Origin of the sequence: Protofrankia sp. Cr1 (assembly GCF_963555865.1) — a bacterium.
Lineage (GTDB): Bacteria > Actinomycetota > Actinomycetes > Frankiales > Frankiaceae > Protofrankia.
Genome location: NZ_CAUVXO010000477.1, coordinates 1 through 4,011, shown reverse-complemented (window position 1 = coordinate 4,011; position 4,011 = coordinate 1). Strand labels below are relative to the sequence as shown.

Sequence of the window (4,011 nt, the reverse complement as noted above, 5' to 3'; positions counted from 1 at the left end):
CCGGATCGACCTGTGGTACCGGGTGGGCGCGTTAAACGCGGTGATATCCACCAATCACGAAGAGATCGTGCACTTCATGGGAGAATCTCGGACCGCCGGTTCCCTAAGCCTGGATGTACCGAACGGCATAGGATGAAACCGGCGTGTGATTGTTACATACCACCGCGAAAACGCACGCCGGCTCCGATGATCCGAACCTGCTCCGCCACTGGATAAGACCCGCCGGCTGTTCCTCGCAACAGAGCCACATCCTGTTCCCTCCCGGCCATCGGCCCGGGCACGGTGCCCGGGCCGGGCGCAATGGCCATGCGTTAAGTGATCGTTTGCTGGTAGTGTGGGTGAGGTGGGACACGACGGGTCGTAGGGGTTATCGCCGGACGGCTGGTTGCCGGACCGGGTGTCGTTGGGGGCGTTGACGAAGGCGTTCCCGCCGGAACTGGTGGACCGAGTGCTGTGGGACACCGACACGGTGGAAGTGCGGCGCCGGCTGCTGCCGTCCCGGCTGGTGGTCTACTTCGTGTTGGCAGTATGGCTGTTCCGGGGCCGTAACTGTGGGTATGTGCAGGTGCTGTCGAAGGTCGTGGACGGCCTGTACCACCGGCGCCGGGCAGAGGCGTTACCCGCGGGGGTGGGACTGGACCCCGCCGGGTGGGTGGACGCCGGCGGGGGCCGACGATGGAGACCGCCGAACGGTTCGTCGTTGTCGCGTGCCCGGGCACGGGTGGGCGCCGACCCGCTGCGCATGCTGTTCGACGCGGTGGCCGGGCCGGTCGGCGCCCAGGGTGCCCCCGGAGTGTTCCTGTGCGGGCTGCGGGTGGTCTCGATGGACGGCACCACGACGGATGTGCCCGCCACCGACGACAACGACGCGGTGTTCGCTCGGCCGTCCACGGCGGGCCGGGTCGGGGCGTTTCCCCAGGTCCGCTGGCTGGTGGCGGCCGAGTCGGGGACCGGGGCGCTGGTCGGGGCCACGTTCGGCCCGTACACCGTCGGTGAGCAGACACTCGCGTTGGATCTGCTGCCCGTGTTCGGTCCGGGGATGCTGGTGCTGGCGGACCGCAATTTCCTGTCTCATGCCCTGGCCCGGGATGTGCTGGCCACGGGTGCGCACCTGCTGTGGCGGGCGTCGGCGTCGTTCGCCCTCACTCCCGTCGACGTGCTCGCCGATGGGACCTACCTGGCCGAGCTGAAGCCCGCGCGGACGGCCGACGGCCTCCCGATCACCGTCCGGATGATCGAGTACACCGTGCACACCAGCCCCGCCGACGGCGGCGCCGCATCCGTCTCGGAGCTGTTCGTCCTGGTGACCGACCTGCTCGACGTCGAGGCCTACCCGGCGCTCGACCTGGCGTGCGCCTACCCGATGCGCTGGGAGTGCGAAACCGTGATCGGTCATCATAAGACCGACATGGGTGCGGGTCAGCCCGTCCTGCGTAGCAAAGACCCTGAGGGTGTCGCGCAGGAGATGTGGGCGCTGTTCGCCGTCTACCAGGCCGTCCACCAGCTCATCGGCGCTGCCGTCGACGCTACCGGCATACCCCCCGGAAAGATCAGTTTCCGTCATGCTCTGACCGCCGCGACCGATACCGTCACGGCGGCTTTCCCCCCTCACCGCCGTGATCTGGCCCTGGCCACCTTCCTCCTCAAGATCCTCCAGCCTGCGGGGTTCGTCCGGGACCGTCCGGACCGGGCCAGCCCCCGTAAGACCAAGAAGGCCGGCGACTTCCCCGCCCGACGGCCCGGCGAACCCGCCGTGGTCAACGTCCACCGACGCATCGAACTTCACTGCCTCGAACCACGACGATCACCTTAAAGCAGCGCCATTGGGGCCGGACGGGTCAGGAGTCGAGCGCTGCGACGATGCCGTCCCACAGGGTGACCCGCGCGTCCAGGGCACCAACGACGGCGGTGGCGCACTCGTCCCACATGGTCAGATCGTCGCCGCACAGGTCGGTGAGCATCGCCATCGCCATCGGTGTGTGCTTCTCGCCGTCGACCTCGATGTGCCGCGCCAGGTAGCCGCGGAACGTGGTCAACTTGCTGATCTGGTCGTCGTTCCGGAGGACCTGGTCGAACATCTCGGGGATCAGTTCCTCTCGACCGAACGCGAATGCCGCGGCGAGGCAGTGCAGCGGCGCGGTCGTGATGAGGTTCCAGGTGGCCGCGACGAAGGCAGCGGCCGCCGGTGGCACCGCGGCGGCGGCGAGCGCCCGGAGCACCTCGGATCCGTCGCGGATCAGATTCAGGAAATCGATGATCGGCCCGGTGTCGGCACCTGCCTGCATCATACCGTCGACGTAGATTTCGAAATGGCTGATGTGACCACCGCCGAACTCGTCGCTTTCCTCGGCTAGGACGATTTCGTTGATCAGACGGCGGCTCTCCAGTGAACCGCGAGGCACCCACGGAACCTCGACGCAGGTGAGGTTCCGTTGAAGCACCTTGAGTAGCGACATGAAATCCCAGACCGCGAACACGTGGTTCTCGGTAAAGGTGTTCACGTCCTCCAGAGTCCTCAAGCGGCTGTAGATCGGATGTTTGGTGACCGCCACGCGTGCGTTCTCGATTTTCGTACGCAGGTCGTCGATCGACGAATACTGTTTGCCCCAGTCATTACGAGACATGGCAGTCCGCTCCGTTTCAGGCCGGGATACGGGGTCGGTGCGGGTCAGGGCGAGCCGACGCCGGCCAATACAACGGGCAGGACGCTGATGCGGCGGGTCAACCAGCCGGACTCCCAGCTCACATCGGTGGTGTCGCTCAGCCTGGCGTTCGGGAAGCGGGACAGGAAGGAGGTCAGGGCGATCTTGGCCTCCAGGCGGGCCAGCGGCGCACCGAGGCAGTAGTGGCGACCGACGCCGAAGCTGAGGTGGCCGAGGGCTGTGCTCGGGTCGAAATCGTCCGCGAGCTCCCCGTGCGGACAGCGGTTGACCGCGGCTACGTTGATCTGCACAGCTGCACCCTTGGGGATGAGATGGCCGCCAAGGTCAAGGTCCTCGGTGGCGAACCGCCAGGTCGCGTGCGGGAACGGCGGATGTACCCGGAGGGTTTCCTCAATCCACGCCTCGATCTCCGCCTCCGAGCCCGGACGCTGGCCGGCGGGCTTGCGCAACGCCTCCAGCATCGCTGAGGCGATCAGGCTCGCCGTCGATTCGTAGCCGGCCATCACCAGGCCGACTGTCCACGTCACGACCTCGTTGATCGTGACGGCAGCCTCGCCGTCGACCGCGTCGAGAAGGGCGGTCATCACTCCCTCCTGCAACGGGCTCGGATCATTGGCCCACCCCGTGACCGCAGCGACCAGCGCACCGATACCACGCCCCCGCACGGCTAGGTCCGGCGAGTAGATGATGTCGTCCGTGACGCGCTTCAGCTCCGCGTGCATTCCCGGCGGGAGGCCGATCATCTTGCAGATAGAGCCCCGCGGGATCGGATGGGTGTAGCCCTCAACGAGATTCACCTCGCCGTCGCCCGCGGCCGCCTCGGCGGCGAGCCCGTCCAGCAGTTCCTCCGCGAGCGGGGACAGGCCGGTGGCCCACTTCTCGGTGTTGCGTGGAGTGAAGATCCGTGCGTGCAAGTTCCTGATCCGGGTGTGTTCCGGACCGTCGCTCATCACCATGGCGCGAGCGATCTCGGCGCTGGGCTGCGAGCCGGTAAACTCGCCGGGGACCCGCATCCAGTCGGGGGTGAGCGCGATGTCCTTACTCAGCCTCCGGTCGGCCAGGACACTGCGCGCCAGATCCATGTCGCAGACGTCCCATGCGGTTCCGTCGTAGTATTTGATCTTGACAATCGGTGCTACCCGGCCGGCGGCGAGCATGGTGGGCATGCAGTCCCCCGGCGCCGGGTTGATCGGCATGTCGACCAGCGGCGCGTCCAACGAATCGTCGACGTTCATTGCTTGCCTCCAGTTTCTGGGAACACTGCAGTTACGCTGCGGGAGCTGAGGATCTCTGTCTCAGTCACGCTGGTCGTGCCGTCCGTGATGGATTGGGGCGCTCGGTGTTGGCT

General features: G+C 66.8%; 3 protein-coding genes. 1 reads left to right on the top strand and 2 read right to left on the bottom strand.

The window, feature by feature from the left end; genetic code table 11:
- Positions 1-385: 385 nt before the first annotated feature.
- On the top strand, positions 386-1,813 hold the full coding sequence (locus U9980_RS24085) for an IS4 family transposase (RefSeq protein ID WP_322770019.1): 1,428 nt from the start codon (positions 386-388) through the stop codon (positions 1,811-1,813).
- Between the two features lie 25 nt (positions 1,814-1,838).
- Here the strand turns inward: U9980_RS24085 and U9980_RS24080 are convergent, their stop codons facing one another.
- Both U9980_RS24080 and U9980_RS24075 read right to left on the bottom strand, forming a co-directional pair.
- Complete coding sequence (locus U9980_RS24080; protein ID WP_322770018.1) at positions 1,839-2,624, bottom strand: DUF3050 domain-containing protein; 786 nt, start codon at positions 2,622-2,624, stop codon at positions 1,839-1,841.
- Positions 2,625-2,668: 44 nt separating this feature from the next.
- Entirely contained in the window at positions 2,669-3,898 is a 1,230-nt protein-coding gene (locus U9980_RS24075; protein ID WP_322770017.1) for a cytochrome P450, read from the bottom strand.
- Positions 3,899-4,011 lie beyond the last annotated feature (113 nt).

What these genes read in the sequence shown, in the direction of transcription:
- U9980_RS24080 (WP_322770018.1), bottom strand. Translation starts at nt 2,624, where the DNA reads ATGTCTCGTAATGACTGGGGCAAACAGTATTCGTCGATCGACGACCTG.
- U9980_RS24075 (WP_322770017.1), bottom strand. Translation starts at nt 3,898, where the DNA reads ATGAACGTCGACGATTCGTTGGACGCGCCGCTGGTCGACATGCCGATC.